26 protein-coding genes are annotated in these 25,105 nt (G+C 69.4%); 10 read left to right on the top strand and 16 right to left on the bottom strand.

Going from position 1 to position 25,105, the window contains the following annotated elements; translation table 11 throughout:
* The first annotated feature begins 138 nt into the window (after positions 1–138).
* Positions 139–363 (top strand): hypothetical protein, encoded by a 225-nt coding sequence (locus ACOZ35_RS09270; RefSeq protein WP_424013330.1) that lies wholly within the window; start codon positions 139–141, stop codon positions 361–363.
* Positions 364–435: 72 nt separating this feature from the next.
* Complete coding sequence (locus ACOZ35_RS09275) at positions 436–612, top strand: hypothetical protein (protein ID WP_424013331.1); 177 nt, start codon at positions 436–438, stop codon at positions 610–612.
* A 68-nt stretch (positions 613–680) separates the two neighbouring features.
* On the opposite strand, the gene ACOZ35_RS09280 is transcribed toward ACOZ35_RS09275, so the two are convergent.
* The 4 genes from ACOZ35_RS09280 to ACOZ35_RS09295 all read right to left on the bottom strand — a co-directional run bounded on the left by ACOZ35_RS09280 (position 681) and on the right by ACOZ35_RS09295 (position 3,735).
* Entirely contained in the window at positions 681–1,475 is a 795-nt protein-coding gene (locus ACOZ35_RS09280; RefSeq protein WP_424013332.1) for an ABC transporter ATP-binding protein, read from the bottom strand.
* A complete protein-coding gene (locus tag ACOZ35_RS09285) occupies positions 1,463–2,266 on the bottom strand; it encodes an ABC transporter permease (protein WP_424013333.1) in 804 nt (267 codons plus the stop codon). Before ACOZ35_RS09285 ends, ACOZ35_RS09280 begins: the two co-directional genes overlap by 13 nt.
* A complete protein-coding gene (locus tag ACOZ35_RS09290; protein WP_424013334.1) occupies positions 2,266–3,291 on the bottom strand; it encodes an ABC transporter substrate-binding protein in 1,026 nt (341 codons plus the stop codon). The genes ACOZ35_RS09285 and ACOZ35_RS09290 overlap by 1 nt, the downstream gene beginning before the upstream one ends.
* Positions 3,292–3,513: 222 nt before the next feature.
* A complete protein-coding gene (locus ACOZ35_RS09295; RefSeq protein ID WP_424013335.1) occupies positions 3,514–3,735 on the bottom strand; it encodes a hypothetical protein in 222 nt (73 codons plus the stop codon).
* Positions 3,736–3,876: 141 nt separating this feature from the next.
* On the opposite strand from ACOZ35_RS09295, the gene ACOZ35_RS09300 reads away from it, so the two are divergent.
* Entirely contained in the window at positions 3,877–4,680 is an 804-nt protein-coding gene (locus ACOZ35_RS09300; RefSeq protein ID WP_424013336.1) for an SDR family NAD(P)-dependent oxidoreductase, read from the top strand.
* Positions 4,681–4,714: 34 nt separating this feature from the next.
* Here the strand turns inward: ACOZ35_RS09300 and ACOZ35_RS09305 are convergent, their stop codons facing one another.
* Positions 4,715–5,299 carry a PadR family transcriptional regulator gene (locus ACOZ35_RS09305; RefSeq protein WP_424013337.1) on the bottom strand — a complete coding sequence of 195 codons (585 nt, stop codon included), beginning with the start codon at positions 5,297–5,299 and terminating at the stop codon, positions 4,715–4,717.
* A gap of 71 nt (positions 5,300–5,370) precedes the next feature.
* Positions 5,371–6,567 carry a lycopene cyclase domain-containing protein gene (locus tag ACOZ35_RS09310; protein WP_424013338.1) on the bottom strand — a complete coding sequence of 399 codons (1,197 nt, stop codon included), beginning with the start codon at positions 6,565–6,567 and terminating at the stop codon, positions 5,371–5,373.
* 139 nt (positions 6,568–6,706) lie between these two features.
* On the opposite strand from ACOZ35_RS09310, the gene ACOZ35_RS09315 reads away from it, so the two are divergent.
* The 4 genes from ACOZ35_RS09315 to ACOZ35_RS09330 all read left to right on the top strand — a co-directional run bounded on the left by ACOZ35_RS09315 (position 6,707) and on the right by ACOZ35_RS09330 (position 11,784).
* Positions 6,707–8,347 (top strand): heme-binding protein, encoded by a 1,641-nt coding sequence (locus tag ACOZ35_RS09315; protein ID WP_424013339.1) that lies wholly within the window; start codon positions 6,707–6,709, stop codon positions 8,345–8,347.
* 577 nt (positions 8,348–8,924) lie between these two features.
* On the top strand, positions 8,925–9,389 hold the full coding sequence (locus tag ACOZ35_RS09320) for a universal stress protein (protein WP_424013340.1): 465 nt from the start codon (positions 8,925–8,927) through the stop codon (positions 9,387–9,389).
* An 84-nt stretch (positions 9,390–9,473) separates the two neighbouring features.
* On the top strand, positions 9,474–10,736 hold the full coding sequence (locus ACOZ35_RS09325) for a DHH family phosphoesterase (protein ID WP_424013341.1): 1,263 nt from the start codon (positions 9,474–9,476) through the stop codon (positions 10,734–10,736).
* Positions 10,737–10,740: 4 nt separating this feature from the next.
* On the top strand, positions 10,741–11,784 hold the full coding sequence (locus ACOZ35_RS09330; RefSeq protein ID WP_424013342.1) for a carbohydrate kinase family protein: 1,044 nt from the start codon (positions 10,741–10,743) through the stop codon (positions 11,782–11,784).
* Positions 11,785–11,818: 34 nt separating this feature from the next.
* Here ACOZ35_RS09330 and ACOZ35_RS09335 read toward each other — a convergent pair whose 3' ends face one another.
* The 4 genes from ACOZ35_RS09335 to ACOZ35_RS09350 all read right to left on the bottom strand — a co-directional run bounded on the left by ACOZ35_RS09335 (position 11,819) and on the right by ACOZ35_RS09350 (position 14,461).
* A complete protein-coding gene (locus ACOZ35_RS09335) occupies positions 11,819–12,727 on the bottom strand; it encodes a DUF106 domain-containing protein (RefSeq protein ID WP_424013343.1) in 909 nt (302 codons plus the stop codon).
* Positions 12,728–12,849: 122 nt separating this feature from the next.
* Positions 12,850–13,473 (bottom strand): adenylate kinase, encoded by a 624-nt coding sequence (locus ACOZ35_RS09340; RefSeq protein WP_424013344.1) that lies wholly within the window; start codon positions 13,471–13,473, stop codon positions 12,850–12,852.
* 50 nt (positions 13,474–13,523) lie between these two features.
* Positions 13,524–14,096, bottom strand: coding sequence for an N-acetyltransferase family protein (locus ACOZ35_RS09345; protein ID WP_424013345.1), 573 nt, complete (start codon positions 14,094–14,096; stop codon positions 13,524–13,526).
* Positions 14,093–14,461 carry a universal stress protein gene (locus ACOZ35_RS09350; protein WP_424013346.1) on the bottom strand — a complete coding sequence of 123 codons (369 nt, stop codon included), beginning with the start codon at positions 14,459–14,461 and terminating at the stop codon, positions 14,093–14,095. Before ACOZ35_RS09350 ends, ACOZ35_RS09345 begins: the two co-directional genes overlap by 4 nt.
* A gap of 90 nt (positions 14,462–14,551) precedes the next feature.
* On the opposite strand from ACOZ35_RS09350, the gene ACOZ35_RS09355 reads away from it, so the two are divergent.
* The gene (locus tag ACOZ35_RS09355; protein ID WP_424013347.1) at positions 14,552–15,385 is read left to right on the top strand and encodes a DUF5806 family protein; all 834 of its coding nucleotides are present in this window, start codon (positions 14,552–14,554) and stop codon (positions 15,383–15,385) included.
* Positions 15,382–17,034: an ATP-binding protein gene (locus ACOZ35_RS09360; RefSeq protein ID WP_424013348.1), complete on the top strand. Its 1,653-nt coding sequence runs from the start codon at positions 15,382–15,384 to the stop codon at positions 17,032–17,034. Before ACOZ35_RS09355 ends, ACOZ35_RS09360 begins: the two co-directional genes overlap by 4 nt.
* A gap of 30 nt (positions 17,035–17,064) precedes the next feature.
* Here the strand turns inward: ACOZ35_RS09360 and ACOZ35_RS09365 are convergent, their stop codons facing one another.
* From ACOZ35_RS09365 to glyA, 6 genes are all read right to left on the bottom strand, one after another.
* A complete protein-coding gene (locus ACOZ35_RS09365; protein ID WP_424013349.1) occupies positions 17,065–18,786 on the bottom strand; it encodes an aldehyde ferredoxin oxidoreductase family protein in 1,722 nt (573 codons plus the stop codon).
* Between the two features lie 587 nt (positions 18,787–19,373).
* Complete coding sequence (locus ACOZ35_RS09370; RefSeq protein ID WP_424013350.1) at positions 19,374–19,883, bottom strand: metallophosphoesterase; 510 nt, start codon at positions 19,881–19,883, stop codon at positions 19,374–19,376.
* A gap of 741 nt (positions 19,884–20,624) precedes the next feature.
* A complete protein-coding gene (locus ACOZ35_RS09375) occupies positions 20,625–21,626 on the bottom strand; it encodes an ornithine cyclodeaminase family protein (protein WP_424013351.1) in 1,002 nt (333 codons plus the stop codon).
* 94 nt (positions 21,627–21,720) lie between these two features.
* A complete protein-coding gene (locus ACOZ35_RS09380; protein WP_424013352.1) occupies positions 21,721–21,990 on the bottom strand; it encodes a hypothetical protein in 270 nt (89 codons plus the stop codon).
* Between the two features lie 184 nt (positions 21,991–22,174).
* Positions 22,175–22,585, bottom strand: a complete 411-nt coding sequence (locus ACOZ35_RS09385; protein WP_424013353.1) for a DUF3054 domain-containing protein — start codon at positions 22,583–22,585, stop codon at positions 22,175–22,177.
* A 92-nt stretch (positions 22,586–22,677) separates the two neighbouring features.
* A complete protein-coding gene (glyA, locus tag ACOZ35_RS09390) occupies positions 22,678–23,925 on the bottom strand; it encodes a serine hydroxymethyltransferase (protein ID WP_424013354.1) in 1,248 nt (415 codons plus the stop codon).
* 277 nt (positions 23,926–24,202) lie between these two features.
* Between glyA and tbsP the strand changes: the two genes are divergently transcribed.
* Complete coding sequence (gene tbsP, locus ACOZ35_RS09395) at positions 24,203–25,024, top strand: transcriptional regulator TbsP (RefSeq protein ID WP_424013355.1); 822 nt, start codon at positions 24,203–24,205, stop codon at positions 25,022–25,024.
* Positions 25,025–25,105 lie beyond the last annotated feature (81 nt).

Here is a 25,105-nt window from a genome sequence, read left to right on the forward strand (position 1 = left end):
TAAAAGCGCTCGGAGCAAATTATCAACACCAATAGTAAACCCAGAAGTTCGTCGTCGCGGGCCCGGGACGCCGCCGCCGTTCCACCGACGTGAGAATCCGCTCAGGTAGGTTTATATACGGAGCGCGTACGAGGGGGTATGAGCCACCAACCGGGATCGCCTCGCTTCGACCTCGACGCGGCGTTCAAAGCGTTCGGCGCGGTCGGGATCGCCATCTCCGTCGCGCTCATCGTCGCCGTGTTCGCGCTGACCGACCCGTTCGGCGACTACGTCACCGCGTCGCCCGCCGTCTTCGGCACGCTGCTCTCCGCCGCGCTCGTCGTCGCGGTCGGCTACACGACGTACGCGCTCCGTCGGCGCTGAGGGAGCGACTCGTTCTGCGGCCACGGCCTCGACGCCGGGAGACATAAACCGCTCGCGGGCGGACAGTTTCGCATGACCGACGAGTCGACTGACGCGGCGGTGGAACGCTTCCTGGACAGCGCCGCGGCCGCGCTCGACGACTACGACGAGGGGTACGCCGACGCGGACGCGACGGTGGCGATGCTTCGCACCCACGTCGACGAGCTGTCAGAGAGCGTCGAGGACGACGGAAACGACGAAGAAGCGTAGCCGGAGTACCCGGAGCGGCCGCGCGGGAGCGCCGGGCCGGTAACGGTTCGGCTCCGATTCCGGATCCGCTACGGCCCGGCCCCGATCAGCTCTCGCACGCGGCCGACGTACTCGGCGAACGCGGCGTCGCCGCGCTCGCGCGGGCGCTCGACGTCGACGTCGACGATATCGCGGACGCGACCCGGGTCGGCGGCCATCACGACGATCCGGTCCGCGAGCGTCACCGCCTCCGCGACGTCGTGCGTGACGAAGAGGACGGTCTTCCCCGTCGAGGCCCACACGTCGAGCAGCTCGCGCTGGAGCATCTCGCGGGTCTGGGCGTCGACCGCGCCGAACGGTTCGTCCATCAGCAGCAGGTCCGGGTCGACCGCGAGCGACCGGGCGATGGCGACGCGCTGTTTCATCCCGCCCGACAGCGACTTCGGGTAGGTGTCGCGGAACTCCGTCAGGCCGACGAGGTCGAGCATCTCGTCGACGCGCGCCTCCTGCTCGGCGGGCGAGCGGTCGCTCCGTTCGAGGCCGAATCCGACGTTCTCCGCCACGGTGAGCCAGGGGAACAGGTGGTACTCCTGGAACACCACGCCCATGTCCGTCGTCGGGCCCGTAACCTCGGTGCCGTCGAGCAGGACGCGGCCGTCGGTCGCCTCGGTGAGCCCGGCGACGATCCGGAACAGCGTCGTCTTCCCACACCCCGAGGGACCGACGAGACAGACGAACTCTCCGTCCCCGACCGAGAAGGAGACATCGTCGAGCGCGCGCACCGATCCCCCCTCGCCGTCGCCGGGATACGTCTTGCCGACTCCGTCGAGGGCGACGCTCGCCGCCTCGGGATCGGGAGAGGGAGCGCCGTTCACGCCCGCCACGCTAACGCCCTCCGTTCGACCGCGCGGAACGCCACGTCGACGAGCAGGTACATCAGGCTCAACACGAGGATGTACGCGATCGCCCGGTCGACGCGGAGGTTGTTGCTGGCGCGGATGATCTCGCGACCGACCCCGGGGACGCCGAAGATCTCCGAGGCGACGACGAGCATCCAACACCGACCCAGTCCGGTCCGGATCCCGGTCAGGATCCCCGGCATCGACGCCGGCAGCACGATCGAGCGGACCGCGTCGAGGTCGCCGCGGACGCCCAGCGTCCGGCCAACGTCGAGGAGGTCCTCGCTCACCCCCTCGACGGCGCCGTACGCCGCGTAGAAGTTGATCCAGAACGCGCCGACCGCGATGATGAACGCGGCGCCCCAGTCGTTGATCCCGAACCACGCGATCGCGAAGCCGATGAGCGCGAGCGGCGGCACCGGGCGCAGCGTCCGGACGAGCGGCGCCGTCAGGTCGTCGAGCAGGCCGCTCCAGCCGAACGCGACGCCGGCAGCCACCCCGAGGCTGGTCCCGGCGATCGTGCCGGGGATCCAGTGGCGGACGCTCCGGTAGAGCGCCGTCGTCATGTCGCCCGAGGCGAGTTCGCTCGCGAACGCCCCCGCGACCGCGACCGGCGAGGGGAGGACGAACGGGTCCTGCGTCAGCGAGACGGCGTGCCAGACGACGAGGAACGCCGCGACCCCGACCGCCCCGCGGAGCAGCCGCCGGCCGTCGCCGACCCCGACGCTCGCGGCCGTGCCGTCCCCGCCGACCGGCGATGCGGTTTCGGTCGCCATCAGAGCGAGTCGTACACCTCGAGGTCGAAGATGGCGTCGGTCGACAGCTGCTCGTCGATCTGGCCGTTCCCGGCCGCGAACTCGGAGAACACCTGCGTCGCGTCCGTGATCTCGTTGGGGTCAGTGATGAAGTTCGACAGCGGCGAGTCGAGCGCCGTCCGCGCGCGGTCGGCCGGCATCCCGATCCCCTCCTCGACGTGGGCCGCGGTCGCGTCCGGGCTCTCGTCGATGAACTCGGTCGCGCGGGCGTGCTGTTCGAGGAACTGCGCCGCGAGCGGGGAGTCCCGCACCGCGTCGCTCATCAGCGTGACGGCGGCGGGCTGGCCGGGTAGGACCTCGGCCGCGGTCCGGAGCATCGTCACGGACGACTCCTCCGCCTGCGCGATGGTCGGCACCGGCTCCATGATCGAGGTACCGTCGATCTCGTCGTTGGCGATCGCCTGCCAGACCGAGCTGGCGCCGTTGATCTCGATGACCTCCACGCTGTCGTTCGCTTCGACGTCGACGCCGACGTCACGGAGCCAGTAGCGGAGCAGCACGTCCGGGACGCTCCCCTGCGGGAACGTGCCGAAGGTGAACGGCTCGCCCTGCTCTTCTTCCCACGTCGCGAAGGCGTCGGCGCCCTCCTGTTCGAACGTCTCGTGGAAGGATTCCTCGGCCATGATCCCCATCGGTTCGCGGATGTTCGCGGCGGTGACCTGCGCCGAGATACCGCGGTCGATCGCGATCATCGCGGGAACGATCCCGAACATCGCGACGTCGATGTCCCCGCCGCCGAGCGCCTGGACGATGTCCGGCCCGTTGCCGAACTCCTGACCGGTGACCTCGGCGTCGATCTCTGAGAAGTACCCCTCGCCCTCCATCACGTACCACTGGAGGTCCGGGTAGATCGGCATGTGCGCGACCGTCAGTTCGTCGAGTCCGCCGCCACCGCCGCCGAGACAGCCGGCGAGGCCAACCGTCGCGGTTCCGCCCGCGGCCGCGAGGAACGACCGCCGCGACGCTGTCCGCGTTGATTCGTACATACACACAGAAGGGCCTCGGCGGGCAACACCCTCGCGTCACCAGCAACGGAAGCGCGTTCCAATGACGCCGACACACAGCTAATTAGCCGCATACAGCCCTCAAACCAGCCATTACGGGCGACCATGGAATATTCGGCGTCACCGAACGACGCAAATGTTGCTGTTACGGTTCCTGCGGTCGGGTCGCACCCGGCCGTCCGGAAGCCTGCCACGGACGCTCGCTCACTGACCGTCCGGCGCCTCCTCGTCGAACAGGCCCAAGTCCTCGGCGACGAGGTCGGCGAGGCGGTCTTTGATCGCCGGGTCGACCTCCGCGACCTCCTCGCCGTCGTGTTTCTGGGCGTTGTGTTTCTCGAGCGCGTCCGCGAGGTCGTCGAGCGGCACGCGGGTCTCCGTCTCGCACTCGTCGCACACGATCGGGACGGACGGCTCGTCGGTGGACATTACGCCGACAATCGCCCGTGGCGGATATATGCCTTCGGGCGCGTCGTCAGTCATCGGTATCGCGCCGATGCGCCGACGCGCCGACGCACCGACGGCGACGCGAACCGCCACCGTCTACTGACCGGGCCGCGAATTTCCGGCATGCACGTTCTCGTGACGGGCGCGGCGGGCGGGATCGGCGGAGGCGTCGCGCGCTCGCTCGCGGCCGCCGGTCACGACGTCCTCGGGGTCGACCGCGACGCGGCGGGGCTCGCGGCCCTGCCCGACGCGATCGAGACCGCCGTCGTCGACCTCCGCGATGAGGCGGCCGTCCGCGACCTGCTTGCCGACCGCCCCCTCGACGCGGTCGTCTCCTGTATCGGGGGCTACGAGATCGCTGCGGTCGAGGACACCTCCGCGGAGGCGTTCCGGCGGCAACTGGAGACGAACCTGACCGCGGTCCATGTGACGGTCTCCGCGGCGCTCCCGACGCTTCGCGAGCGGGGCGGCCGGATCGTGGTCGTCGGGTCGATGGTCGGGTCGGTCGCGCTGCCGTACCACGGCGCGTACAGCGCCGCGAAGGCCGGCCTCGACGGCTACGTCGACGCGCTCCGCCGCGAGGTCGCGCCCCACGGGGTCGACGTCGCGCTGGTCGAACCCGGACCGGTCCCGACCGGGTTCAACGAGCGGGCCGCGGCGGCTGTCGAAGAGGCGAACAGCGACGGCCCCTACGCCGACGCCTACCGCGAGTTCGAGGGGTACTCGCCGGCCGCTACCGACCTCGAGACGGTCGTCGAGCGCGTGGTGACCGCGGTGACGGCGGAGCGGCCAGAAACGCGCTACCGGGTGAGCCGCCGGGCGCGGTGGCTGCCGCGTCTCGCGCGCGTCCTCCCCGACCGGCTGTACGACCGGCTCGTGCGCTCCGGACTCCCAGGCGGGCTCCTGTGGCGACTGCTCCACCGGTGAGGGGCTCGTTCCGCCGCGGGCGGCTCGTCCGGCGTCAGTCGTCGGCCGCCCCGGACGAGGACCCCTCGGCGCCGGACGCTTCTTCCGACCCCTCAGCGTCGGCGGCGTCCGAGCCGTCCGCCGCCGCGTAGAACTCCTCGGGCGAGGCGTCGATCCGCTCGAACTCGCCGAAGTCGCGCTCGTGGTGGCGGATCATCTGCTCGACGATCCACGCGCTGTACCGCTCCGAGTACCCCCAGTCGGCGTCCGCGTCGTCGACCTCGAAGCGGTCGTCGGTGGCGAGCGCGGCGTACAGGTGATAGAAGCCGAGCACGACGTCGCCGAACTCCCTCGCCTCGCCGCCGATCTCGCGGCGCTTCTCGGCGAGCTCCTCGCGGCCCGCGTCGGTGAGCGCGAAGTACTTACGGTCGGGCTCGTCCGCGCGCTCGACGCGCTCGGCGACGCCTTCCTCTTCGAACTTGTAGAGGATGGGGTAGACGGAGCCGTAGGAGGGCTCCCAGTGGCCGCCGCTGATGTCGGTTATCTCGCCGAGCAGCTCGTACCCGTACCGGGGTCGCTCGTCGAGCAGCTCCAACACGAGATACGAGATCAGTCCTTTCGGCGGGCCGCTTTTCCGCATCGTCTCTACGTCTCCGAGTCGTCGTGAAAGAGTTTCGATCGCGGCGATACACTGTCGGACCGCGAGTCCGGTCAGTCGCTCGGATCGCTCCCAGACGCGTCGGCCGACTCGGTCGAGAGCGTCCGGATGGTCTCGTGGATCCCGAGGACGAGCGCCGGCACGACGATCATGAAGAGGTGCTCCTCGATCGGGATCCCGAACAGGTCGTACCCGGTGCGCAGCGTGATCTCGAAGACGCCGACCTCCAAGGTGTACCAGTCCCAGAGGTACGCGATCGGGTACAGGGCGGCGATCGTCCGGGCCGCCTCGCGGAGCGCGCCGGCGTACCGGAGCAGGGCGAACGCGACCGCGCCGAAAGCGACCTCGGTGGCGAGGTACGTGTACGGCCCGAAGACGGTGATGTCCGGGAGCGGGGTGCCGGAGAGCGGTCGGAACCAGACGGCCACGAGCAGGAGGGCTAAGAAGACGTAGGCGCCGCGGATCAGGAGCATCGTCGCGATCGTCGGCCCGGCCCGGCTCGCCACCAGCGCGACCGAGCCGAACGCGAGCGCCGCGGCCGGCGCCGAGGGGGGAAACAGCCCGGCGACCGTGCCCCAGAGGACGCCGACGAGCCCGGCCATCAGCAGGGAGAACGCCAGCGTTCGGGCTCGTTGGCGGCCGAGCAGCACCGAGACGGTCCGCTTGTCGATCGACCTGTCGTACGCGTAGTCCTGTTCGTCGTCGATGATCTTCACCCCGGCGAGCGTCACGAGGAAGACGAGCGCGAAGCCGACGATCGTCGCGCTCACCGCGGCCGTCTGGACGTAGAACCCGCCGAGCAGCGCGAGCGCGATGCCGGTCGGGTACCCCAGCGTCGTGGTGAGCGGGTTCGTGTCGAGCTGCGGCGCGTGGAGGTACCCGACGAACCAGGTCGGGAGGGTGACGAGCGCGGCGCCCGGGCCGACGAGCAGGCCGAGCGCGAGCGTACAGGCGGCGAAGCCGACGCCGGCGGCGAGGAGGGAGAGGCGACAGCCGCGGACCGTCATCGGGTGGTCGTCGTCCTCGCCGCGCCGGTGGAAGTCGACGTAGCCGTCCTTCACGTGCGCCGTGTACACCGCGAAGAAGATCGCGGTCATGTGAATCGCGCCGGCCGAGAGCGCGAACTCGCCGGCGACGGCCGCGCCGAACCACGAGGCCGCGAGCGGCGGTAACATGAACACCGGGTGGACTTGCGAGAGCAACGCCCGCAGGTCCGCCCGGAATCCGCGTTCGTGCCGAGCGATTGCCATACGTTACCAACGCGCTACCCACGATTAATTGTATTGGACGTTTCAGCGGCCGGACCACTCAGATCGTCGAAACGACTTCGACCCCGGCGACGCGGCGGCAACCCGCAAACCCCTAAGTCGCGGCGACCCAAGTCGGCGTATGGTCGAGGCTCCACAGACCGCCGAAGGGTGGTTCTCGCTGCACGACTTCCGCTCGATCGACTGGGACGCTTGGCGCGAGGCGCCCGAGTCCGAGCGACGGCGAGCGATCGAGGAGGGCGAGGCCTTCCTGAAACACCGCGAGCTGGTCGCCGACGCCGACGCGGGCGAGTCCGCGCTGTTCTCGGTGCTCGGGCACAAGGCCGACCTCCTCTTCCTCCATTTCCGGCCGTCGCTCGACGACCTGTCCGCGATCGAGCGCCGCTTCGAGGACACCGCGCTCGCGAAGTTCACCGAACGGGAGACGTCGTACGTCTCCGTCACCGAGGTGTCCGGGTACGTCTCGGACGACTACTTCGAGGAGGGCGCCGACGCCGTCGACGAGGGGCTGCGCCGGTACATCGAGGGGAAGCTGAAGCCCGAGATCCCGGACGACGAGTACGTCAGCTTCTACCCGATGAGCAAGCGCCGCGGCGAGGAGCACAACTGGTACGACCTCGAGTTCGAGGAACGCGCCGACCTGATGGCGGGCCACGGCGAGGTCGGCAAGGAGTACGCGGGGAAGATCAAGCAGGTGATCGCCTCCTCCGTCGGCTTCGACGACCACGAGTGGGGCGTCACGCTGTTCGGCGCGGACCCGACCGACATCAAGGACATCGTCTACGAGATGCGGTTCGACCCCGCCTCCTCGCGGTACGGCGAGTTCGGCGACTTCTACGTCGGCCGCCGGTTCCCGCCGCGCGACCTCGACGCCTTCCTCGCGGGCGAGACGGTCCCGACCGGGCGCGACCCCGAGGCGGAGGGCGGCGGCCACGGCGAGGGCGGCGGCCACGGCGAGGGCGGCGGCCACGGTGAGGGCGGCCATCACGGCGAGGGCGGTCACCACGGCGACGACGCCCACGGGGGCCACGGCGAGGGCCACGACCGCTCGGGTTCGGGCGGCGGTCCCGCGCACGGCGACCATCCGCACGGCGACGGCGAGGCCGGCGGCGAGGGCGACCACCCACACGGCGGGGATGAGAGCGGCGGCGACGGTGGCCACGGCGACGGAGCGTCGGACGAGGACATCCGCGGCGAGCTCGCGGACCTCGATATCTACGCCGGGAAGCCCCACGGCGAGGACGTGTACGCCACGGTGCTGTACAGCGAGGCCGACGTGGACGAGCTGTTCGACGAGGTCGAGGGCCTCCGCGGCAACTTCGACCACTACGGCACCCACGTCAAGACCGCGGTGTACGAGGGACGCCACACCGACCGCGCCGCCGTCGTCTCCATCTGGGACACCGCGTCGGCGGCGGAGACCGCGGGCGGCTTCCTCTCGGAGCTGCCCGACATCGTTGCGCGCGCCGGCGAGGAGTCCGGCTTCGGCACGATGGGGATGTTCTACACCGTCAAGCCCGACTACCAGACTGAGTTCGTCGAGACGTTCGACGACGTGGGCGACCTGCTGGGGGAGATGGACGGCCACGTCGAGACCGACCTAATGGTGAACGTCGAAGACGAGAACGACATGTTCATCGCCAGCCAGTGGAACGCGAAGGAGGACGCGATGGAATTCTTCCGCTCCGACGAGTTCTCCGAGACTGTTCAGTGGGGCCGCGACGTGCTCGCCGACCGACCGCGACACGTCTTCCTGGCGTAACGTAGCCTGACTGGCGGGACTTTTTATATAGTCGACAGCGGTTCGGACGTAAAGACCGCCAAAACCCAGCCGCTCGATTATAAATATTTGACCACCGATCAGCGGTGTACCTCTTCAAATTCCAAGCGGCCCTTTATAAATAGCTACCAGTAGATCGGCAGAATACTCCTCCAAATCACCAGCCGCTCGCTTATAAATGGCTGCTACCAAGTCGACGGACGACACCGCCAAAGCCCCAGCCGTGCGGCGGGCGCACGCTCGCTGCGCTCCTCACTCGGTCGCTACCGCTCCCTCGTTGTGGTGCTTACGTCGCCTGCGCCCGCCGCACGGCTGCCCCTTTGAGTCCCGCCCCGCACAGCACCGCAGCCTCACGCCTCCCCAACCTCGTCGGCCTCCCTCCGGTCGGCCGACTCCCTCGCGCGTGCGACTCGCGCCCTTCGGGCGCTCGTCGGCACGCGCCGCCGCCGTCCTGTTTGGTCATTTATAAACCCATCATCGCCACGCCGGCGCGTCCACCGGCCGCGGTCCCCTCCACCGACCGCCGGGTTTTAGGTGCCGTTACGGCGAACGAGCGTCCATGTTCGACACCATCGTGGTCGCGACCGACGGCTCCGACAGCGTCCGACGGGCCGTCTCGGTCGCGGTCGACGTGGCGGCGCGGTTCGACGCCGAGGTCCACGCGGTGTACGTCGTCGACGCCGGCGAGGTGGAGTCGTCGCCTGACACGGTCCGCGAGGACCTCCGCGACGCGCTCGACGACGAGGGGCGCGACGCGCTCGACCGCGTCTCCGACGCGGCACACGACCGCGACGGCGACCTCGACGTTACGATCGAAGTCCGCGAAGGGCGCCCGGCCTCGGAGATCGACGCGTACGCGCGGTCGGTCGACGCCGACCTCGTCGCGATGGGCACGCGGGGGCGCCACGGCGAGAACCGCTTCCTCATCGGCTCCGTCGCCGAGCGCGTCGTCCGGACCTGCCCGGTCCCCGTGTTGACGGTGCGACAGCTGACCGAGGAGGACCCACGGCGGACCACGATCTGAGCGCCGCGAGGGCGACGACCGCGACGTCCCCGCCGCTCGCCGCGAGAGCGGCGGAGTTTTCCGGCTGCCGCCCGCCTCGACGGTATGGACGACGACCTCATCGAGACGGGGGATTCTCCCCGGTCGCGGTACACGAAGCTGCCGGGGAAGGGGTTCTTCTACCCCGACTCACTGGACGACGAGCGCGCGGAGCGCCGAGCGAAGGAGACGATCGAGGGCAGCGAGGCGGTCGTGATCGCCGACGGCGACGCCGACGGCCTCGCCTGCGCGGCGATGATCCGCGAGACGTACGACGCCGCGCTCGACGTCGACCCCTTCGAGGACGCCATCGCGGCGCGGCTGGCGGACGATGACGACGAGGAGGAAGACGAAACGGCAGCGGACGACGACGCTGACGACGAGGAGGAAGACGACGACCCCCTCGATGACGCCCACGCAGAGTCCCCGGTCGGGCTGCTCTCGGCGGGCCCGTACTCGATCGACACCGCGCTCGAACGCGTCGAGGCGTACGCCGACGACGGCATCGACCTGTTCATCTGCGACCTCTGTCCCGACGACTACGAGTGGATCGCGGAGCCGCTGGAAGCGCTCGCGGAGTCGACCGACGCGATCCGCTGGTTCGACCACCACCAGTGGGACGACGAGACCGCGGCCGCGGTCCGCGACGCCGGCGTCGACCTCGTCGTCGGCGACTCCGACGAGGAGTGTACCGCAGACGTGACGCTCCGCTCGCTGGAGCACGCGTTCGACGACCGCTGGGCCGAGCTCGCCGAAGTCACGCGCGACCACGACCTTTGGATCAAGGAGGACCCGCGCTCCGACGACCTCGCAGACTACTCCTACTGGGCCGGCGCCGAGGAGTACGCGGCCGTGATCGGCGCGTACGGCGTCGACCTCCCCGAGACGGTGCGGTCGTTCGTCGAGGACCGCCGCGTCGAGAAGGAGGCCAGAATCGACCTCGCTGTCGACCGCGCGGTCACTCACGAGGTCGGCGACTGGCGCGTCGCGGTCACCTACGGCCGCTGCTCGCAGAACGAGGTCGCCGAGCGGCTCCGCGAGGCGGGCGCCGACGCCGCCCTGATCGTCAAGCCCGCCGGGTCGGCCTCGATCCGCGGCTCGGACGACTTCCGGCACGCCCACGAGGTCGCCGGGCGGGTGAACGGCGGCGGCCACCCGCAGGCGGCGGGCTGCAAGCCCGACATCTACGACGACATGCTCGATTACGCCCACCACTGGAGCACCGAGGGCCAGGCGTGTAAACGCGTCATCCTCGCGGCGTTCGAGGCGGTCGCCGAGGAGGTCGCGGCCGAGGAGAGCGACGCCGACGGGGCCGCGGCGGCCGAGTAGGTCGATGGCGGACGTCTTCGTGGCCGGCGAGACGCTCGTCGACTTCGTGCCGGACGCAGGGGAGACGCTCCGCGAGGTCGACGGCTACGCCCACCGAGCGGGCGGCGCGCCGGCCAACGTCGCCGTCGGGCTCGCGCGGCTCGGCTCGCCGCCCGCGTTCTGGACGCGCCTCGGCGGCGACGCGTTCGGCGACTTCCTCGCCGAGACGCTCGCGGCCGAGGGGATTCCCGAGACGCACGTCGAGCGCGTGGACGGGAAGACGACGCTCGCAGTGGTGTCGCCGCCCGACTCCGACGGTCCCCGGTTCGGATTCTACGGCGACCGGGACGCGACGTTCGGCTTTGATCCCGACGAGGTGCCTGTCGAGGCGCTGACGGCGGCCGACGCGGGAGACGCGGGAGACGCAGGAGACGCGACCGACGCCACGGGCGCTCCGTCGTGGGTCCACCTCGGCGGCGTGGCGCTGACGCACCCGCGGGGTCGAGCGGCGACCCGCGAACTCCTGTCGGCGGCGAGAGCCGCCGGCAGTCCGGTCTCGTTCGACGTGAACTACCGGCCCGACCTCGTCCCGGACGGCGCGGAAGGGGCGGTATCGACCGCGGTCCGCGAGGCGGTCGCCGAGAGCGACGTGGTACTGTGTAGCGACGAGGACGTGGCGGCGGCCGGGCTCTCGACGAGCGAGGGGACAGAGCTGGCCCGCGACCTGCTCAGGTTCGGGCCGCACACCGCGGTCGTCACCCTGGGGAGCAACGGCGCGCTCGCGGTCAGTTCGGACGCGGCACCGTGGGGCGCCGCGACGGTCCGACACGGCGGCTTCACGGTCGAGGCCGTCGACGCGACGGGCGCGGGCGACGCGTTCACCGCGGGGCTGCTCTCGCGGCTCGCGGGGGATTCCCGGGGCGCCTCCGGGAGCGACAAGGAGAATACCCTCCGGGAGGCGCTCGCGTTCGGCAACGCGACCGGCGCGCTGTCGGTCCGGTCGGTCGGCGGGATGGGGTCGATTCCGTCGCGGGAGGAGGTAGCGGCGTTCCTCGAAGGGCGGGAGTAGGCAAAAACGCGAGCCGAGAATCAGCGCGCGCCGTCTACGAGGAGGACGGCGACATCTCGATGTTGAGGCTCTTCTGGACCAGCTGCGTGAACGCCATCGAGCAGAGGAAGTACCAGAGGATCCACATCTGGATCGGGCCGACGATCCCGGTGTCCCACGTGACGGTGCCCGCGAGCGGGACGACGAGCGCCTGGTCCGCGACGGCCGGGTACGCGGCTTCCGACCCGCGGTAGCCGATCACCCAGAACATCCAGAGGAACGCAGGGATGGTGAGGAACATGATCCACACCATCGGGCGGAACTGCTCTTTGAACATGCCGAGCTGGTCGCCCATCGCCTCCATCTGCTCTTCTTGGATCTCGTCGAGCGCCTCGTCGTCGTCGCGCTTCTCTGCCTCCTTCCGACGCTCCTGAATGTCTTTCATCCGGTCCTGGTACGCGCCCATCTTCTCCATGTCCATGAGCCCGGCGCGCAGCAGCGTCGAGTACAGCCCCGTCCCGAGCGCGATGACCATGATCACGACGTAGAAGGGGACCACGTTGAGGAGCGGGCCGAGGACGACGTCGATGGCGCCGGCGATCGCGTTCCTAACCGGCGGGACCGCGTAGCCGACGAACGCGCCGAGCGTCGCCACCCCGGCGAGCTTGTCCCACTTCGACCAGGTGGTCGTCTCGGGCGTCTCCACGTCGCTCCCGCCCGAATCGTCGTCATCTTCCAAGCCGGCCTCGATCCCCTCGCGGTCGGCCAGCGCGAACCCCTCTTCGCCGTCGATGAGGATCTCCTTCTCGATGAGCCGGCCCCACTGCCCGCTCGATATTTCGTCGCGAACGTCGACCCAACGGACCTCGCCGCCGCTGGCGTTGTCGAGGACGACTTGAATGGCGTCCCGCATCTCGCCGTCATCGCGGACCAGCGAGCGGACTCGCCGTTCGACTTTACTCATTAGCGGCCGGTTAGCGGTCGACGGTTAAGAACCTTGCAGGATCGCCGCTCGTATCAGCTCTCGACAGCGGCGCGGACCGACCGCCGTCAGCGACGCGGATCAGCTCTCGACAGCGACGCAGATTAGCTCTCGACGACGTCGCGGATCCGGGCGAAAACCTCGTCCGGGGTTGCCTCGCCGTCGACCTCGACGAGCACGCCCTCGTCGCGGAAGTGGTCCACGACCGGTTCGGTGTTGTCGTAGAACACCTGGAGGCGCTCGCGGGCGGTCTCCTCGGTGTCGTCCTCGCGCTGGATCAGCTCGCCGCCGCACTCGTCGCAGACGCCCGGCTCCTCGGGGGGCTGGAAGTCGACGTGGTAGTTCGCGCCGCAGTCGTCGCAGACCCGGCGGCCGGTGAGGCGGTCGACGAGGACCTCCTCGTCAACGTCGAGGAGAATGACGGCGTCGAGGTCCGTAATCGAAGAGAGGTACTCGGCCTGTTCGAGGTTGCGCGGATAGCCGTCGAGGACGAACCCGTCGGCGTCGTCGAGCGCGGCCTCGACGATCTCGTTGACGACCGGGTCGGGCACCAGTTCGCCCGCGTCCATGAACGACTTCGGCGTGCCGTACTCCGTCTCCATCTCCTTGTTCGCGCGGAGCGCGTCGCCGGTCGTGACGTGTTCGACGCCGTACTCGTCGGCCAGCTTCGCGCTCTGCGTCCCTTTTCCGGCGCCGGGCGCCCCCAACAGCAGAATTCGGTGGCTCATACCGGAGCGGTCGCGGGCCGCCCCTAAAGGCTTGAAGATTCCGGCCAACGCTACTCGTCGGCGTCGTCCGGATCGGCGTCCTCGTCGTCGCCCGCGTGAAGCCGCAACCCCATCTCCAGCTCGAAGCTCTCGGCGTCGGAGGTCTCGAAGCCGATCTTCTTGTACAGGGAGACCGCGGCCCGGTTCCACCGCTCCACCGTGAGCCACACCTTCTCGACGCCGTTTGCCTGCCCGTGCCCGAGCAGCCCGCGGATGAGGTGGGTGCCGATCCCGGCGCGCTGATACTCCTGATGGACGAAGATCGCCAGCTCGTAGGCGTCGCCGTCGGGGACGAGCGTCGCGTGGCCTGCGACGTCATCGCCGCACCAGGCGATCACGTTGTAGCAGTCGTCGGCGAGGATCGCCGACAGCCACTCGCGGATGCGCTCCTCGCCGCCCGGCGGGATCCCCTGCGCGCGGTCGGCGGGGTCGAAGGCGTCGTACATCTCGACGAGCGCCTCGCGCGCCCCGTCGTCCCCCTCGTACGGCCGGACCTCGATCTCGCGGTCCTCGCGGTCGGTGAACGCGGTCGGCGGCGGCGGGAACTCGTCCGCTACCGCGTTCGGGTAGCCTCGGTCGCTCATCTGACCAGCGTGACCGACGTCTTCGCGTTCAGCAGGACGAACTCCGCGATCGACCCGATCGTGATCTTCCCCATCGGACTCGTGTGGCCGCCGCCCAAGACGATCTCCTCGAACCCCTCGGTCTCGGCGATCTCCACCAGTCGGCTCCCGGGGTCGCCCCCGACGCGTCGCACCTCGGCGTCGATCTCGGCCTCGTCGACCGCGGTCCGGGCGCGTTCCATCACCTCGTCGGGCGACACCGAGGAGTCCTCGTTGTCGACCACGGCGATCGTCAGGTCGTCGTTCGCGACCGCCGCCCGTTCGACCGTCCGGTCGAGCGCGCGGAACGAGTCGTCGCTGCCGCCGATCCCGCAGAGCACCTTCATGCCCCATCCGTCCACGCGACGGTACAAAAGTGGATCTCCGAGCGGGCGACCACCGACAAGGCTTTTGCCCGCCCGTGGAGTTTCAGAGGTATGAGCGATCACACCGGTTCGGCGGCCGACTCGGCCGGCGAGGCCGGCGACTCCGCCGCGGATCGGTCCCCGCCCGAGGACCGGTCCCCCGCCGAGGGCGGTGACGGGGAGCCCGACTCCCGAGCGGGTGACGGAACGGACGAAGAGACACCGGACGCGGAGCCGACCGCGGCCGATGCCGAGGTGCGAGATTCGACCGACGAGGGACGGAACGCGACCGCGGCCGACGCTGAGGACGCGGCCGACGACGAACAGGAGACGACCGCGACCGACGGCGCCCCCGACGGGGAGCCCGAAAACGACGTGCCGCGGGATGTCCAAAAGTACGAGCGGTTCAAGAAGATGGACGGCGCGCGCTACGAGCGCGTCAACGAGTTCCTCCGGGACCGGACGTACATCACGGCCCGCGAGTGGGCGATCGCGCGGCTCTGCGCCGACTTCCGCACCGAGACCGGCGTCGAAATGACGAAGATCGGCGAGAACCTTCCCGAGCTCGTCCCCTTCATGACCGACACGTACACGCCGCAGGCGGTCAACCAGGCGCGCTACTCCTTCGAGGAGAAGGTGACGAAGGCGGGCGCGACGTTCCTCTACGGGGCGATGTCCGGATTCTTCACCGCCGAGGACTTAGACGAGATGATGTACGAGGTGACGGAGGTCGCGAAGTTCCTCCTCGAGGTCGAGGGCGTCGACCTCGCGGTCGCCGACGAGCTGGAGGCCGAAGACAAGATCAGCGAGGTGATGCGCGACGTGCGCGCCTCCTCGGCGGACCTCCGCGGCGAGGAGGTGCGCTGCCCCGAGTGCGGGCACGTCCACGAGCCGGCCGAGGAGTGACTTTGGACCGTTTCCCGGAGGCGATCGACGCGACCCCCGACCCGACCCTCGTCGTCGACGGCGACGGTGTCGTCCGCGCGGGCACGCCGAGCGTCAAGGCCGTGTTCGGGCTCGATCCGGACGGCCTCTCCGGCCGATCGGTCACCGACGTGTTCGAGGACCCGGCCGGGGTGGAGTGGGACGAGTCCGCGTCGATAGCGGCTCTCGAGACCGACTCGGGCGACGACGCCGTCGACTCCGCGACCTCCCGGGACGCGACGAGCGCCGAGGGGGCGGACGACGGCCACGACGTGGACGCGCTGATCGACACGGTGCGCGCCGGCGAGTCGCGGTCGCTCGCCGACGGGTTCGAGCTCGTCGTGCGCCGCGGCGACGGCGTCGCGGTTCCGGTCCGCGTCAGCGTCGGGGCCTTCGAGCTCGACGGCGAGCCGTACGCGATCGTCACCGCCATCGACGTCTCGAACGAGCGGACGCGACAGCTGGCGCTCCGGCGCCGCACGGAGACGCTCGAATCGCTCCACGAGGCGACCAGGGAGCTGCTGAAGACGACCGACAGGGAGGCCGCCGCCGAGGCGGCGGTGTCGTACGTCGACGACGTGCTCGGCCACCCGATCGCCGCGATCTGGCTGTACGACGAGCAGCGGGACGCGCTCGAACCCGTCGTCTGGACCGACACCGCGGACGCGGTCGTCGGTGACCACCCGACGTTCCACGCCGACGGGCAGAGCATCACCTGGGAGGTCTTCGAGAGCGGCGAGCCGACCTACGTGGCGGACGTGGGCGACGACCCCGACCGGTACAGCGACGACGCGACGATCCGCAGCGAGCTCGTCGTCCCGCTCGGCCGATACGGCGTGTTGAACGTCGGCGCCACGACCGCGGACGCCTTCGACGACTCGGACCTCGCGGTGGCGCGCGTCTGGGCGGCGACGGTGACGATGGTGCTGGTCCGCATCGAGCGGGAGCGACAGCTCCGTCGGCGCGAGGCGGAGGTGGCCCGCGAGCGCGACCGGTTAGAGGAGTTCGCCAGCCTCGTCTCGCACGACCTGCGGAGCCCGCTCAACGTCGCCGCCGGGAACCTCGAAATCGTCACCGAGCGCCTCGCGGACGAGTCGATAGAGATCGAGGAGATCGACGCGGTGGAGCGCTCGCTGGACCGGATGGACGCGCTCATCGAGGACCTGCTCGCGCTGGCCCGACAGGGTACCGGTATCGACGAGACTGAGTCCGTCCCCCTCGCCGACTTCGCCGCGGAGTGCTGGGAGACAGCCGACACCGAGTCGGCGACGCTGTCGGTCGAGACGGACGCCGTCGTCGCCGCCGACCGGAGCCGCCTGCGGCAGGCGCTGGAGAACCTTTTCGTCAACGCGGTCACCCACGCGGGCCCCGACGTCGCCGTTACGGTCGGCGCGCTCCCCGACGGCGACGGCTTCTACGTCGCGGACGACGGCCCCGGGATCGACCCCGCGGACCGCGAGGCGGTGTTCGAGGCGGGCATGACGTCGGACCCGGAGGGGACCGGGTTCGGCCTGAAGATCGTCGCCGAGGTCGCGGAGGCGCACGGGTGGACGGTCGAACTCGCCGAGGGCGAGACGGGCGGCGCCCGCTTCGAGTTCCGCGGCGTCGCCGTCGAGTCGGGCGGCGAGTAGGCGAGCGGCGAGGAGAGGAGGGAAGCCAGCTCAGTCGTCGGCGGGCGCCGCGCTCGCCGGGTCGAGCCCGTCACCGTGGTCGGGGACGGTGCCGTCGTCGTTCCAGCCGCGGAGCGCGTAGTACTCGGAGAGCGCCGCGTCGAACCCCTCGATGGCGTCGGCGTACGGAAGCGTGTCGTCGCTCCGGTCGAAGCCGCGGGCGTTGTTGAACGCGCGCTCCAACTCGACGATCCGGGCGCCCAGCGTTTGGAGGTCGTCGTAGTCGGCGTCGAGCAGCGCCGCGAGCCGGTCGTCCGTGACGGTGCCCCGCGAGAACTTGCAGATCACCGCCGAGTCGAGGACCGCGTTGCGGTTCTCCTTCGCGACGAGCTTCGGCGGCTTCCCCTCTAACCCCTCGGGGTCGAGCGCGTCGTCGGGGTCGACGAGCGGATACTCGTAGGGGTAGAACTCCCCATACATGTGGTCGGCGCCGCGGTTCGCGGTCGCGAACGCGAGCCCTTGACCGTTGAGCGCGCGGCCGTCGTGGCCGGAGAACTCCATCCCCTTCACCGTCCAGTCCTCGGCGCCGAACTCCTCGCTGGCGCGGTGGACGCCCTCCGCGAGCTTGTCGCCGACGCCCTCGCGGTAGGCGATCTGCTCGACGAGCGAGCGGACGAGCCCCGCGTTGCCGAACTCGTCTTCGCTCTGGAGGAACATCGAGACGACGTCGCCACAGGAGATGGTGTCCATCCCGAGCTCGTCGCACAGTTCGTTCGCGCGCATCACGTCGACCACGTCGTCGACGCCCGCGTTCGAGCCGAACGCCATCACCGTCTCGAACTCCGGGCCCTCCGTCTCGACGCCGGTCTCCTCGTCGCGCGTGGGGAGCTTACAGGCGAACGCGCACTGCGAGCAGGTCCCCTTCTTGTACTTCTTCTCCTCGACGCGGTCGCCGGAGATGCCCTCGACGCCCTCGAAGGAGGTCTCCGCGAAGTAGTAGGAGGGGAGTGCGTCCACCTCGTTGGCGAGCTCCGTCACGCTCGTCGTCCCCTGCCGTTTCATGATCGAGTCGGAGGTGGCCGCCTCGCGGTGGACCTCGCCCGCCTCGTCGGGCCAGTCGAGGTCGATCTCGGCATCGGAATCGCCGTCGAAGGTGAGCGCCTTCACGCCCTTCGACCCGAGGACGGCGCCCAGCCCGCCGCGCCCGAACGCCCGCGTGTCCGAGGTCATGATCGACGCGAACCGGACCGCGTTCTCGCCCGCGGGGCCGACACAGGCGACGTGTTCCGGCTCCAGGTCGCGCGTCTCGGCGAACCGGTCGGAGACGGCCGACACCTCGGTCTCCTCCAGGTCCGGGACCTCCTCGAAGGTCACGTCAGGCTCGCCGTCCTCACCGATCTCGCGGACGTGGACCGCGAGCAGGTCGTCGCTCGCGCCGACGAGCTCGACCGCGGCGTACCCCGCGCCGGTGAAGTTCCGCGAGAGGAACCCGCCCGCGTTCGACGACAGCAACCCGTTCGTGAGCGGCGAGAGGCCCGTGGCGGCCATCCGGCCGGTGTAGGAGGTCGTCGAGTACTGCATCGGTCCCGTGGAGAGATACAGGCGGTTCTCCGGGCCGAGCGGGTCGGCATCGAACGGGATCCGGTCGTACGCGAGCGACGTGTTGAGCCCGCGGCCGCCGACGAACGACGCGAGCCGGTCGTCGATCGGTTCCGTCGACGCGGTCCGCTCCGTCAGGTCGATCGTGAGGAGCGGCCCCTGTGCGTGTCTCATGGGCGTACTGAGCGAGCGAGCGGCGATAAAACTCGGGGTAGCTGTGGTTTAAATATCAGTTCGCGACGGCGCGATGGCTTATAAAGAACGGCGCGGTGGCGCGTGCCTGCGAGCGGCCGCCCTCGGCGGCCGCGAGTCGCGAGGGACCGAAGGTCCCTCTGGCAGCCGGCGCGAAGCGCCGGCGACAGCACGCGCGAGGGAGTCGGCCGACCGGAGGGAGGCCGACGAGGCTGGGGAGGCGTGAGGTGCGGTGCGGGGCGGGACTCAAAGGGGCAGCCGCGAGGGCGAAGGCGCGCGAAGTAAGCACCGCAGGGAGCGAGCAGCGCGAGCGACCGAGGCGCGCAGCGAGCGCACCGAGCCCTCGCGGCTGGGGCTTTGGAAGCGGTCGCCGTCGATCTAGGAGCAACGATTTATAAACGATCGACTGGGGCTTTGGAGGCGGTCGCCGTCGATCTGCTGGCAGACATTTATAAGCGAGCGGCTGGGGCTTTGGCGGCCTTCATCGCAGAGTCGACGATTACTTATAAATACCCGACACCGTATCGGGATTCCACTTATAAACGACTGACCTGCGTCACGCACGTTCCCTATTCGTCGAGGACGTGGTGCGTCACCGCGTCCGCTCCAGACTTCGTCGTCTCCAGCGTCGCGACGCGGAACGCGTCGTCCGCGCCCTCGACCGGAATCGGAAGCCCGCCCGGGTTCACGCGGACGGTCTCGCCGCGCGCCTCGACGCCGTGCGCGTGGGTGTGGCCGTGGAACACGTAGTCGTAGTCGCCGCAGTCGACGAGCGCGTCGACGACGAGGTCGCTGGTGCCGTGGGTGACCGCGACAGCAACACCATCGAACGAGAGCGCGGCGGCCTCGCCGTGGTACTCGCCGAACTCCTCCACCGTCGATTCGACCGCCCACTCGCCGTCGTTGTTCCCGCGGACGGCGTGGAACGCGAAGTCCGCGTCGAACGGCGTCACGGAGAACGGCGCGACGAAGTCGCCGCAGTGGACGACCGCGTCGACCACCTCACGCTCGAACAGCGAGGCGGCCGCCTCGACCGCGGCCAGGTCGTCGTGTGTGTCGGAGACGATGCCGATGAGCATGTGCGCCGGGAGGCGGGCGCGGCACTTGAATTCCGGTGCCTCGAAATGGTTTCCGAGGCTCTGTTGAAATCCTTAAGATCTGATGGAATCGGAGTGCGAGATACAGAGGATATAGTCAGCGTTAGTATCGAGTCAGAGATCTCATTCCACAATTTACATGACCTGCCACAATCACGCTCTCAAACATAGCCTATGTCCGAAGAGTCGCCCGGCAGGTCCTCCAATAAGCCCTCCAATTCACCATGGTGGTATGGCGTCGCGTTCTTCATCGTGGTTTTTGTGTTAGTACAGGCCTCGTACGGTATTCTTCAGTTAGTGAGCGAACCACAGGCCGGTTCTCCACCAAGCCTCGTGCCCTCCAGTCCAGAAACTGGTTTGCTATTCTTATTCTCCTTGCTCTCGGTAGCAGCGACCGTTCTAATCGGAGGCCTTCTAGCCCCACTGTACTCGCTCTGCATCTATCTCGATGCCAGAACACTCCGTCAGAAAGACAGCGACTGGATACCAAACCGAGTGCTGTGGGGTGGCGTTGCCATACTACACTTGGGTTCGTTTGTGTTTTCTGCCGTGCAACTAATCACGATTCCGGCCGGTGTGGCCTATCTTTACAAGCGTCACAAGGAAATCGGGCTCGGATAACCACACAAACCGTTTTAATTCTCAGTTACCGACTCGCGCTCGGTATTCAGCACGGCTCCAAGGATATATCACCGGTTAGGATCGTAACAGAGCTGTTTCCGACTACTCCCCGGTCAGCGCCTCGCTCGCTGGCGCGAAGTCGATGGTCTTCCCGCGCCCTTTCTCGCTCGCTCGTTTATAAAGCATATGCGCGGCCGCAACCGTCTCGACGCCGGTCCCGCCCGAGTCGAAGACGGTCACCTCCTCGTCGCTCGTCCGGCCGGGGTGGTCGCCCGCAATGACCTCGCCGAGGTCGGCCGCGATCCCCTCGCCCTCCTCGATCAGGCCGGCCGCGACCGCGGCGAGGTACGAGCCCGCGTCCTGCGTCGCGCGCGCTCGGAGGTCGGGGACGTACGTCGCCCGCGCGACGAGCTCCGGCGGGAGCTCGTTCTTCTTCGGGTGGTACTGGCCCATCGCCGTGACGTGGGTCCCCGGCTCCACGTCGGCGTCGGCGATCACGGGATCGCTCGCGGTCGTCGCGGTGACGACCACGTCGGCGCCAGCCAGCGCGTCGCTCGCGCTCCCGACCGCCGACACGTCGGCGTCGAGGCGGTCGTCGAAGTCGGCGGCGAACGACTCTCGGCTCTCCGGAGTCGGCGAGAACACCCGAACCGCCTCGAACTCGCGGACCGTCGCGGTCGTCGCGACCTGCCCGCGCGCCTGCGCGCCGCTGCCGATCACGGCGAGCTCGGTCGCGTCCTCGCGGGCGAGCGCGTCGACCGCGACCGCCCCGGCAGCACCCGTTTTAAACGGGTTCATCGATGCGCCGTCGAGCAGCGCGAGCGGCGCGCCCGACTCGGCGTCGAACAGCGGCGTCATGAACCAGGCGTCCTCCGCGCCGAAGCCGGCGGAGTAGGAGTAGCCGCCCATCGCGCCCGTCTCCGGGAGGACGGCGGCGTAGGTCGTGAACATCCCCGGCGGCTCGCGGTTGAACAGCTTCGTCCGCGGCTCCGCGGGCGCTCCCTCGCCGACCTGCCGGTAGGCGTCGCGCACGGCGGCGACGTAGTCGGCCGGCTCGGCGAGGTCGTCGACCTCGGCACTCGTGAGGAACAGGGCGTCCGTCATACCCGCCCACTCGGGGCGCGGGGACTAAACGGTACAGGACGCGGCGATCGGTCGCGGCGGCGACCGGGACCGCGCGGAACGGACCGCAGGACCGTCAGTCGGCGGTGCCCGCGGCGGAACCCCCCGCCGCCGAGCCGCCTGCCGCGGAGCGCTCGCCGGCGTCATCGTCGAAGGAGCGCCCCGTGGACGCGCCGCTCGCGACTGGATTTCGGACGAACATCGCGTGAGCCATCACCGTCCCCGCGGCGACGGCGCCGAACGGGAGCGCCGACGTTACGGACAACCCGACCAGCGTGAGCGAGGCGGTCACACCGATCAGCGCTACCGGGATGAGCCCAAGGACGTAGTCGTAGTATCCAGTCATGCTCCCGTTGAATACTAACGTGGAAATCCATATTAAATTTTTCCCGCGGTTCGGAGGCGGTTCGTTCGTGAACACGTCGATGTAACGCATAACTTATGAGGCGGCCCGAGGTGTCGTCGACGCGGGTCGAGACCGCCAAAAGGGGGAAGGAACGGCTTTCGAGCGCCGAAATCGGACGAGAGCGCTACCGGATCCGGAAGTAGAGCGCCCGCCAGCCGCCGAGGGCGAGGGAGCCGAGCACGAGCATGACGACGGCGAACGCGGGCGCGGCGCCGCCCCGGAAGACGAACGCGCGGAGTGCCAGCCCGACGACGGCGGCCGGGATCCACGACCGGATCACGAGCGGGACCGACGACTTCGCGGTCTCGACGGCGCCGGCGGAATAGGCCCCTACGAGCGGCGCGATCAGGGCCCACGCGATCAGGAACGGCGCGAACACTTCGAGCAGATAAAGCGGGTTCGACGACAGGAACTCGACGCTGCTGTGGTTGATCGCGCCGATCGTCAACAGGACGATCAGCGCGATCAGGTCGCCGACCGCGAGGGGAACGGCGGCGCGATCGAGGCGTGTTGCGAGGAACGACGAGTCGGCCATACCGACCCGTCAGGCTCCCCCCTACTTTGTACGCACGGATTCGGTCGGGCGGTCGAGCACCGCCGACTGCGACGTCGCCGGCCGGTATGCCGCTACTCGTACAGCGGGTGCGCCTCGCAGAGCTCGACGACGCGCTCGCCGACCTCGTAGATGACGTCGTCGCTGTCGACGTTGTCAACGACGCGGTAGATCAGGTCGCCGACCTCCTCGATCGCGTCGGCGTCGAAGCCGCGGGTCGTGAGCCCGGCGGTGCCCGCGCGGATCCCCGAGGGGTCGAACGGCGAGCGCGTCTCGCCGGGGACAGTGTTCCCGTTGAGGACGATGTTCGCGGCCGCGAGCGCGTCCTCCGCGTCGCCGCCGGAGAGGTCCGGGTGCGAGTCGCGCAGGTCGGCCAACACGAGGTGGTTGTCCGTCCCGCCGGAGACTAAGGAGAGCCCGTGGTCCTGCAGCGTCTCGGCGAGCACCTCGGCGTTGTCGACCACGTTCTGCGCGTACTCCTCGAACTCGGGCTCTAAGGCCTCCTTGAAGCCGACCGCCTTGCCGGCGACGTTGTGCATCAGCGGGCCGCCCTGCCCGCCGGGGAAGACGGCGCTGTCGACGTCGTCCGCGAACTCCTCGTCGCACATTACGATCCCGCCGCGGCCGGCGCGGATCGTCTTGTGGGTCGAGCCCGTGACGAAGTCGGCGACGCCGACCGGCGAGGGGTGGACGCCGGCGGCGACGAGCCCGGTGATGTGCGCGATGTCCGCGAGGTGGTAGGCGTCGACCGAGTCGGCGGCCGCCTGGATCTCCTCCCAGTCGACCGTGCGCGGGTACGCCGAGTAGCCCGAGACGATAATGTCCGGCTCGAACTCCTCGGCGGCCTCGCGGAGCCCCTCGTAGTCGATGTACCCCGTCTCGGGGTCGACCTCGTACTGCTCGACGTCGTACAGCTTCCCCGTGAAGTTCGCGGGATGGCCGTGCGAGAGGTGGCCGCCGTGGTTGAGGTCCAAAGAGAGGATCTTGTCGCCCGGTTCGAGGACGGAGTAGTACACCGCCTGGTTCGCCTGCGTGCCGGAGTGGGGCTGGACGTTGACGTGGTCGGCGCCCCACAGATCCTTCGCGCGCTCGATCGCCAGCTCCTCGACCTCGTCGGCGTACTCGCAGCCGGCGTAGTAGCGCGACCCGGGGTAGCCCTCGGCGTACTTGTTGGTGAGGACGCTCCCCTGCGCCTCCAGTACCGCCTCGCTCACGTGGTTCTCGCTCGCGATCATCGCGAGCGTCTGCTCCTGTCTGTCGCGCTCGCCCGCCAGCGCGTCGGCGACCGCCGGGTCGACCTCCCGGACGTGCTCGTGGTCCATGTGCGAACGCGGGCGCGACCGCGCATTAATCCTTCCGTCGCCGGCGGAACTGCCGGCGCTCCGTCCGCGGACGCGGCCCCGCACCGACGGTCGGTCGATCGGAGAGCGAACTCCCGAGCGAAGACCGCCGGCCCGAGAGCGACCCCCCGAGACAAGGGCCAATTTCCGACGCGGCTCATCGGCCGTTTTCGATAGTTTGAGGCCCGCTGCGTGCGTTGTTCGATCCATGAATCCCGTTAATATTAAATACGCAACCGACTTTTATACGAAGTGATAAATGGTGTCGAATTTACTGGCGGCCGACGTCGAGGCGGCGCTCGAAGCGGCGTTCGCCGGGGGCGACGACGAGCTCCTCGTCGTGGACCCCTCCGCGGAGACGATCGTATCGCTGGTCGAGACCGCGGTCGGGCGGGACGACCTCCCGGCGCTGTCGATGCTCGCCGACGAGCGCACGCTCAAGGATGTCATGGACGACTTCGTCGTCGCGTCCCGGGCGGCTGACCTCGTCGCCGACGGCGCCTTGGACCTCCGGGTGCTCGACGGGGAGGTCGACAACGCGCTGTTCGTCTCCCCGTCCCGGGTCGTCGCCCTGGTCACCGCGGGTGACGGCGTCGCCGCGCTCTCGACCGACGACGACGAGTTCGTCGACGAGGTGTACGACTCCCACCGTGGCGCGTTCGACGACGCGGAGCCGTACACGCTCCGCACGCCGGCGATCAGCCGGGTTCGCGAGACGATGGAGTCGGAGATCGGCGAGGAAGCCCGCGCCGACTTCGACGCCGTCCTCGACGCGACCGAGCGCGGCGACGGCGCCGACCTCGACGAGGTGACCGTCTCGCTGCTCGTCGCCGCGAAGAACGACGTGCTCCTCTATGACATCTCGAAGTGGGGCGAAGACGTCGGTATCGCCTCGAAGGCAACGTTCTCCCGGACGAAGACGCGCCTCGAGGACCTGGGGATCATCGACACCGAGAAGGTCCCGATCGACGTCGGCCGACCGCGGCTCCGCCTGAAGCTCGGCGACGAGCGCCTTCAGGGCGTCGACGCCGCGGAGCTGGCCGCCGAGGCCGCCGAGATGATGGCCGCGACGCCCGCCTGAGCACACCCCCTGAACGCTCGCTCCGCTTCCGCTCTCCCGCGCCCCGCCGGCCGCGGCGGACCCCGCGGCTTTTTTTCGCCG

This window comes from Halorubrum xinjiangense (assembly GCF_049604745.1).
Taxonomy (GTDB): domain Archaea; phylum Halobacteriota; class Halobacteria; order Halobacteriales; family Haloferacaceae; genus Halorubrum; species Halorubrum xinjiangense_A.

Coding starts and splice junctions, on each gene's coding strand:
- ACOZ35_RS09270 (WP_424013330.1), top strand. CDS start 139: ATGAGCCACCAACCGGGATCGCCTCGCTTCGACCTCGACGCGGCGTTC.
- ACOZ35_RS09275 (WP_424013331.1), top strand. CDS start 436: ATGACCGACGAGTCGACTGACGCGGCGGTGGAACGCTTCCTGGACAGC.
- ACOZ35_RS09285 (WP_424013333.1), bottom strand. CDS start 2,266: ATGGCGACCGAAACCGCATCGCCGGTCGGCGGGGACGGCACGGCCGCG.
- ACOZ35_RS09290 (WP_424013334.1), bottom strand. CDS start 3,291: ATGTACGAATCAACGCGGACAGCGTCGCGGCGGTCGTTCCTCGCGGCC.
- ACOZ35_RS09295 (WP_424013335.1), bottom strand. CDS start 3,735: ATGTCCACCGACGAGCCGTCCGTCCCGATCGTGTGCGACGAGTGCGAG.
- ACOZ35_RS09300 (WP_424013336.1), top strand. CDS start 3,877: ATGCACGTTCTCGTGACGGGCGCGGCGGGCGGGATCGGCGGAGGCGTC.
- ACOZ35_RS09305 (WP_424013337.1), bottom strand. CDS start 5,299: ATGCGGAAAAGCGGCCCGCCGAAAGGACTGATCTCGTATCTCGTGTTG.
- ACOZ35_RS09310 (WP_424013338.1), bottom strand. CDS start 6,567: ATGGCAATCGCTCGGCACGAACGCGGATTCCGGGCGGACCTGCGGGCG.
- ACOZ35_RS09315 (WP_424013339.1), top strand. CDS start 6,707: ATGGTCGAGGCTCCACAGACCGCCGAAGGGTGGTTCTCGCTGCACGAC.
- ACOZ35_RS09320 (WP_424013340.1), top strand. CDS start 8,925: ATGTTCGACACCATCGTGGTCGCGACCGACGGCTCCGACAGCGTCCGA.
- ACOZ35_RS09325 (WP_424013341.1), top strand. CDS start 9,474: ATGGACGACGACCTCATCGAGACGGGGGATTCTCCCCGGTCGCGGTAC.
- ACOZ35_RS09330 (WP_424013342.1), top strand. CDS start 10,741: ATGGCGGACGTCTTCGTGGCCGGCGAGACGCTCGTCGACTTCGTGCCG.
- ACOZ35_RS09335 (WP_424013343.1), bottom strand. CDS start 12,727: ATGAGTAAAGTCGAACGGCGAGTCCGCTCGCTGGTCCGCGATGACGGC.
- ACOZ35_RS09340 (WP_424013344.1), bottom strand. CDS start 13,473: ATGAGCCACCGAATTCTGCTGTTGGGGGCGCCCGGCGCCGGAAAAGGG.
- ACOZ35_RS09345 (WP_424013345.1), bottom strand. CDS start 14,096: ATGAGCGACCGAGGCTACCCGAACGCGGTAGCGGACGAGTTCCCGCCG.
- ACOZ35_RS09350 (WP_424013346.1), bottom strand. CDS start 14,461: ATGAAGGTGCTCTGCGGGATCGGCGGCAGCGACGACTCGTTCCGCGCG.
- ACOZ35_RS09355 (WP_424013347.1), top strand. CDS start 14,552: ATGAGCGATCACACCGGTTCGGCGGCCGACTCGGCCGGCGAGGCCGGC.
- ACOZ35_RS09365 (WP_424013349.1), bottom strand. CDS start 18,786: ATGAGACACGCACAGGGGCCGCTCCTCACGATCGACCTGACGGAGCGG.
- ACOZ35_RS09370 (WP_424013350.1), bottom strand. CDS start 19,883: ATGCTCATCGGCATCGTCTCCGACACACACGACGACCTGGCCGCGGTC.
- ACOZ35_RS09375 (WP_424013351.1), bottom strand. CDS start 21,626: ATGACGGACGCCCTGTTCCTCACGAGTGCCGAGGTCGACGACCTCGCC.
- ACOZ35_RS09380 (WP_424013352.1), bottom strand. CDS start 21,990: ATGACTGGATACTACGACTACGTCCTTGGGCTCATCCCGGTAGCGCTG.
- ACOZ35_RS09385 (WP_424013353.1), bottom strand. CDS start 22,585: ATGGCCGACTCGTCGTTCCTCGCAACACGCCTCGATCGCGCCGCCGTT.
- glyA (WP_424013354.1), bottom strand. CDS start 23,925: ATGGACCACGAGCACGTCCGGGAGGTCGACCCGGCGGTCGCCGACGCG.
- tbsP (WP_424013355.1), top strand. CDS start 24,203: ATGGTGTCGAATTTACTGGCGGCCGACGTCGAGGCGGCGCTCGAAGCG.